The organism is Xanthomonas sp. SHU 166, assembly GCF_000364685.1.
Classification (GTDB): domain Bacteria; phylum Pseudomonadota; class Gammaproteobacteria; order Xanthomonadales; family Xanthomonadaceae; genus Xanthomonas_A; species Xanthomonas_A sontii.
In genome coordinates, this window is record NZ_AQOJ01000702.1 from 1 (window position 1) to 6,533 (window position 6,533).

Here is a 6,533-nt window from a genome sequence, read left to right on the forward strand (position 1 = left end):
CAGTCGCGCGCCAGTTCCTGCAGCGGGCGCATGCCGAAACCTTCGCCGAAGAAGTTCGCCGCCAGCTCCGGCAACTGGTGCGCCTCGTCGATCACGAAGGCCTGCGCGCCGGGCAGGATTTCGCCGAAGCCCTCCTGCTTCAGCGCCAGATCGGCCAGCAGCAGGTGGTGGTTGACCACCACCAGGTCGGCCGCCTGCGCGCGTTGCCGCGCCTGCACCACGAAGCATTCGCCCCAGAACGGGCACTCGGTGCCCAGGCAGTTGTCCACGGTGGAGGTGACCAGCGGCAGCAGCGGCGAATCGTCGGCCAGCGCGTCCAGCTCGGCGATGTCGCCGAAGCGGGTGCGTCCGCTCCAGGCGACGATGCGCTGGAACTGCGCGACATGCTCGCGCGCGGTGAAGCGCGGCTCGCCGCGCGCCTGCTGCAGGCGGTACTTGCACAGATAGTTGGCGCGCCCCTTCAGCAGCGCGCTGCTCAGGCCCACGCCCAGCGCCGCGCGCACCCGCGGCAGATCGCGGTGGTAGAGCTGGTCCTGCAGCGCGCGCGTCCCGGTGGAGACGATGGTCTTCAGCCCCGACAGCAGCGCCGGCACCAGGTACGCATAGGTCTTGCCGGTCCCGGTGCCGGCCTCGGCCAGCAGCACGTCGCGCTGCTCGAACGCCTCGGCGATCGCCGCAGTCAACCGCAACTGCGCCGGCCGCGGCACGAACGCATCGAGCTGACGCGCAAGCGCCCCGCCTTCGCTGAGGGCTTCGGTGCTTGCGTGGGCTAACGACATGGGAATGGGGAGTCGGGAATAGGGAATGGTTAGAGCAGCAGCGCTACCCGCTCACTGTGACTGCCGCCGGCAGAGCGGGAAAACCGAACGCCGCCAGGGGGACGAGCCGCCAGAAACGCAGTTCTACCCATTCCCCATTCCCGACTCCCCATTCCCGACCCTCAGTACCTCTTGATCCCCGGCACTGTGCACCCCGCGATCTGCGCGTGCGCCGAGGCGGCGTTTTCCTTCTGCCCGCGGGCCAGGCGCGCCTGTTCGATGGTCGCCCAGTGGCGGCGGCACAGCGGGCCGGTCTGCGAGCCGAGGTCGATGGCGCGCTTGGCGAAGGCTTCGGCCTGCGCGTCGTCCTTCTGCAGCAGCGCCACTTCGGCGCGGTCCTGCAGCAGCGCCGGGTCGTCCGGCACCAGCTTCAGCGCCTGGTCGAGCGCCGCGGCGGCACCGGCCAGGTCGCCGGCGCTGCGCTTGCGCTTGGCGCTCTCGCGCAGATCCTCCACTTCCGGATCGCGCAGCGGCTGCACGCTCAGTTCGGTGTCGTCGGCACCGCCGCTGGCGTCGATCGCAGCGATGCGCTGCGCCGGCGTGGTGGTGTCCACCGGCGCAGCCGGCGGCGGCGGCGGCGGTGCGCTGACGCAGGAGGCGAGCAGCAGGCTGAGAGCGGCGATGGCGGGAAGACGTGGGGTCATGAGCGGTATCCGGGATCCGGGAATCAATGCGCCGGCGGCGGCGCGGCCGCGTCGGCAGGCGGGTCTTTCTTCTTGTCCAGGCCGAACCAGCTGCGCCAGCCGCCGCCCTGGTGTTCGCCCTCGGCGGGCGCGGCGTCTTCCGGCAGCGCCTGCGGCGGCGTGCACGCGGCATACGCCGGCACGAAGCCGACCACGAACGGGAACTGGCGCGCGCCGGGGCAGGTCGCGTCGGTGCTGTTGTACCCCACCGGGTCCATCCACTGCCAGTCGATGCCCTTGCCCTGCACCTGCAGCGGCGCGCTCGGCAGCCGCGAGAAGATGCCCGACCACACCCGCATCGCACCGGTGGCGCCATACAGGCCGGTCTGCTTGTTCTGGTCGTTGCCGATCCAGATCACCGCCAGGTGGTCGCCGGTGTAGCCGGCATACCAGCTGTCCACGCCGTCGTTGCTGGTGCCGGTCTTGCCGGCCGGCGACAGCTTGCCCAACCCATCGCTGAGCAGTTGCCGCGCGGTGCCGTTGCTGACCACCTGCTGCAGCGCCATGCCCACCAGGTTGGCGGCGATGGAGTCGCCCTCCTGCGCCGGCGCCGGGGTCTTGTCGTAGCGCTTGAGCAGCTTGCCCTGCGGATCGAGCACGCCGCGCACCGCATGCAGCGGCTGGATTTCGCCACCGGAGGCCAGGAACTGGTACAGCTGCGCCATCGCGTACGGGCTCTGGTCGGTCGCGCCGAGGATCAGCGACGGATTGACCTCGGCCTCGATGCCGGCCAGCACCTTCACCAGTTGCGCCACGCGCTCCGGCCCGACCTGCATGCCGATGCGCACCGTGGCCTGGTTGTAGGAATGCGCAAGCGCATCGACCACGCGCACCGTGCCGTGGCTGCGGCCATCGGAATTGCCCGGGCTCCAGGTGCGGCCGCGGCCCAGTTGCACGGTGACCGGGGTATCGTCGACCCAACTGGCCAGCGAGTAGCGGTCCGGCTGCGCCAGCGCCAACAGGTACACGAACGGCTTGAGCAGCGAGCCGACCTGCCGCTGCGCCTCGATCGCGCGGTTGAAACCGGGCTGGGCCACGTCGCGGCTGCCGACCACCGCCAGCACCTCGCCGTTGTGGGTGTCGGTGAGCACCAGGCCGGCCTGCAGCGGCGGGCGCTTCTTGTTGGTCTCCAGCGAAGTGATGGTGCGGGTCACCGCGCCCTCGGCATAGGCCTGCGCCGACGGCGACATGCCGGTGAGCACGCTCAGGCCGGCGCCCTGCAGCGCGCTTTCGGGGTAATCGCGTGCCAGCTGGCGCCGCACCAGGTCGACATAGGCGGGGAACCGGTTGGCCGCGACCAGGCCGGGTTCGGCCGGCACGCCCAGCGGCGCGGCCAGTGCCTTGCGATAGGTCGGCTCGTCGATCAGCTCGCTCTCGCGCAGCTTGCCGAGCACGAAGTTGCGCCGGTCCAGCGCGCGCTGGGGATAGCGCCGCGGGTCGTAGTAGGACGGCCCCTTGACCAGGCCGATCAGCAGCGCCACCTGCTCCGGCGCCAGCGCATCGAGTTCGCGGCCGAACCAGAACTCCGCGCCCGAGGCCACGCCATGCACCGCCTGGCTGCCGCGCTGGCCCAGGTACACCTGGTTCAGATACGCCTCCAGGATGGTGCGCTTGTCGTAGCGCGCCTCCATGATCAGCGCGTACAGGATCTCGTTGAACTTGCGGGTGACCGTCTGTTCCTTGCCGATGCCGAGCAGGCCGCTGCGCGCCAGCTGCTGGGTCAGGGTGCTGGCGCCCTGCCGGCTCTTGCCGCCGGAGCGCACCATCACCCAGGCCGCGCGGACCATGCCGCTGAGGTCGATGCCGTGGTGCGAATTGAAGTCGCGGTCCTCGACCGCCTGCAGGCCGGTGACCAGCAGTTCCGGCACCTCGTCCACGCGCACCAGGCGTCGCTCTTCCTGCTTCTGCCCGTACAGCGTGGCGATGCGCGCCGGATCCAGCCGCGCGGCTTTGAGCGCCTTGCGCGTCTGCGCATCGCGCAGCGCCACCACGCGGCCGCCGCCCAGCGCGACCTCGATGCGCCGCGGCGCGACCCGCCCGTCGACGTCGATGTAGCCGCGGCTGGCGATGACGAAGCGGCTGCCTTCCTGCTGGTAGCTGCCGGGACGCTCGGCGCCGGCGTCGGCGTCGGCGCGATAGCTGGCCGCATCCAGTTCGGTCTTCAGCGTCTGTGGGTCCATCGCCGTGTCCGGCGCCAGTATCAGCGGCCGCGCGTACACACGGGTGGGGATCTGCCAGCGCAGTTCGCCGAAACGCTGGGTGACCTGTTTGTTCAGATAGACCGTGTACGGAATCAGGAAGCCCAGGCCGAGTGCGGCGGCGGCCAGGCCCCAGGTGAGCAGGCGCCTGCGCCATACGGCGGCGGGGCTGTCCAGGGCGTCGTCCTGATCGTCGGTGTCGTGATCGTCGTAGCGTCGGGGCACGGGAATGCGAGAATGTAAATTCCGCCGAGTCTAGCGCAGCCCAGCGGGCAGCGCGGCGCGACGGCCTCTTCGTTTAAGTTGGAGTGGCACCGGATGTCGATGTCGTGGGCGAATGCGCGCTACGCCCTGAACCGCCTGGCCGGCCTGGTCCGGCGTGGCCTGACCAGCCTGCGCACGCGCGGCTGGCGCAGCACCTGGGAGCGCCTGCGCGTGCATGCGCAACCGCTGCCGCCGCCGCAGCGCGCGCTGTTCGCGGTGGACGCGGCGCCGTTCGCGCCGTTCGCGGTGCCGAACAGTCCCGCGCCGCTGGTCAGCATCGTGATCCCGGTCTACAACCACGTCGCGCATACCCTCGCCTGCCTGCGCGCGCTGGCCGCGCATCCGCCGGCCGCACCCTGCGAGATCCTGGTGATCGACGACGGCAGCAGCGACGACACGGCGCAGTGGCTGCCGCAGGTGGTCGGCCTGCACTACCACGTGCGCGAGCGCAACGGCGGCTTCATCGCCACCTGCAACGACGGCGCGGCGCGCGCGCAGGGCCGCTACCTGGTGTTCCTCAACAACGACACGGTGCCGCAGCCGGGCTGGCTGGACGCGTTGCTGGACACGTTCGCGCAGCTGCCGCAGGCCGGCCTGGTCAGCGCGCAACTGCTGTATCCCGACGGCCGCCTGCAGGATGCCGGCGGCGTGGTCTTCGCCGATGGCAGCGCCTGGAGCTACGGCCGCTTCGAGTCGCCCGACGATCCGCGCTACGCCTACCTGCGCGACGTCGACTACGGCAGCGGCGCGGCGCTGGCGATCGAGCGCGCGCGCTTCCTGGCGCTGGGCGGTTTCGACACGCGCTACATGCCGGCCTACTACGAGGACACCGACCTGGCCTTCGCGGTACGCGCCGCCGGCTTGCGCACGCTGGTGCAACCGGCCAGCCGCGTGGTGCACGACGAGGGCACCAGCAACGGCACCGACACCGGCAGCGGGATCAAGGCCTACCAGGTACGCAACCGTGCGGTCTTCGCCAGCAAGTGGGCCGAGGCGTTGGCGCAGCACCTGCAACCCGGCGAGGTACCGGTGCCAGCGCTGCTGCATCGCCGGCAGCGCCAGGTGCTGATCCTGGACGAAGCGCTGCCGCAGCCTGACCGCGATTCCGCCTCGCTGCGCCAGCTCAACCTGATCCGCCTGCTGCTCGAGGAAGGCGCGCACGTGGTGTTCGTGCCCAGCGAACGCAGCTATGCCAGCCGCCATAGCGAGACCCTGCAACGGCTCGGCGTGGAGGTGTGGTACGCGCCGTACCTGAAGAACCTGACCTGGTTCCTGCAGCAGCACGGCGCGCGCTTCCACAGCGTGCTGCTGGTGCGCCACCACGTCGCCCATGCCTGCTTGCCGCTGCTGCGCCGGTTCGCGCCGCAGGCGCGGCGGCTGTTCGACACCGTGGACCTGCACTACCTGCGCGAGCGCCGCGGCGCCGAACTCGCCGGCGATGCGCGCCTGCTGCGCGAGGCCGAGCGCACCCGCGCGCGCGAACTGGAGGTGATGGCGCAGGTGGACGTGACCGTGCTGGTCAGCGCGGTCGAACGCGAACAGTTGCAGCGCGAGGCGCCACAGGTGCGCACGGCGCTGATCTCGAACCTGCACGAGGTCGCCGGCCCCGGCCTGCCGTGGGCGCAGCGCCGCGACCTGGTGTTCGTCGGCGGCTTCCGCCATGCGCCCAACGTGGACGCGGTGCGCTGGTTCCTGCAGGACGTATTTCCTGCCGTGCGCACGCGTCTGCCGGAGGTGCGCTTCCACTGCATCGGTGCGGACATGCCGGAGGACATCCGCCGCCTCGGCGAGGCTACCGCCGGCGTCGAGCTGCTCGGCCACGTCCCCGAGATCGCCGCCTACATGGACGGCATGCGCATCGCAGTGGCGCCGCTGCGCTTCGGCGCGGGGGTCAAGGGCAAGGTCAACCTCAGCATGGCCCATGGCCAACCGGTGGTGGCCACCGCGTGCGCGGTGGAAGGCATGCATCTGCGCGACGGCGAGGACGTGCTGATCGCCGACGACCCCGCCGCGTTCGCCGACGCCATCGCGCAGCTGTACGCCGATCCGGCGCTGTGGCAGCGGCTGGCCGACAACGGCCTGCGCAACATCGAAACCCACTTCTCGCTGGACGCCGCCCGCGCCACGGTGCGCGAGGCGTTCCTGGCCTGAGCCGCGTTGGCGCACCGTCGTCGATCGCGTCGGGACTGAAGTCCCTCCCACAATGGTGTTGCGAGCATCGCCGCTATGGCCGGCACCCGGCAGGCGCTGTCGCGCACCCACGTGCGCACTGCAAACCAAGACGCTCGCAGCCCCGGATATACAACCGATCGCCGGAACCTCTCAACACCCCCTGTGGGAGGGACTTCAGTCCCGACGCGCCGCACCATCAGCCTGGGGAAGCCCCCACTTCACTGCGCCCACTAACGCCCCGGACTGAGGCTACGCAAGCGACGCTCGAAGGCGGCCAGCTCCGGGGTCGCCGGATCGATCGCGCGGGCGCGCTGCAACGCTTGCCGCGCGAAGGCGGCATCGCCGCCGCTCAGGCGCTCGTCGCCGACCGCCAGCCAGCGCTGCGCCAGGCGTCGCCA

4 protein-coding genes are annotated in these 6,533 nt (G+C 71.0%); 1 reads left to right on the forward strand and 3 read right to left on the reverse strand.

The features are described from left to right. From D180_RS16435 to mrcB, 3 genes are all read right to left on the reverse strand, one after another. Nucleotides 1–779 (reverse strand): ATP-dependent DNA helicase (locus D180_RS16435; RefSeq protein WP_017913657.1); only part of this gene is annotated, 779 nt, incomplete at its 3' end. Between the two features lie 161 nt (nt 780–940). Continuing rightward, nucleotides 941–1,462 carry a tetratricopeptide repeat protein gene (locus D180_RS16440; RefSeq protein ID WP_010343249.1) on the reverse strand — a complete coding sequence of 174 codons (522 nt, stop codon included), beginning with the start codon at nt 1,460–1,462 and terminating at the stop codon, nt 941–943. 23 nt (nt 1,463–1,485) lie between these two features. Then, nucleotides 1,486–3,924: a penicillin-binding protein 1B gene (gene mrcB / locus D180_RS16445; RefSeq protein ID WP_017913658.1), complete on the reverse strand. Its 2,439-nt coding sequence runs from the start codon at nt 3,922–3,924 to the stop codon at nt 1,486–1,488. Between the two features lie 93 nt (nt 3,925–4,017). On the opposite strand from mrcB, the gene D180_RS16450 reads away from it, so the two are divergent. Then, nucleotides 4,018–6,114, forward strand: coding sequence for a glycosyltransferase (locus tag D180_RS16450; protein WP_017913659.1), 2,097 nt, complete (start codon nt 4,018–4,020; stop codon nt 6,112–6,114). Nucleotides 6,115–6,533 lie beyond the last annotated feature (419 nt).

Coding starts and splice junctions, on each gene's coding strand:
- D180_RS16450 (WP_017913659.1), top strand. CDS start 4,018: ATGTCGATGTCGTGGGCGAATGCGCGCTACGCCCTGAACCGCCTGGCC.
- D180_RS16440 (WP_010343249.1), bottom strand. CDS start 1,462: ATGACCCCACGTCTTCCCGCCATCGCCGCTCTCAGCCTGCTGCTCGCC.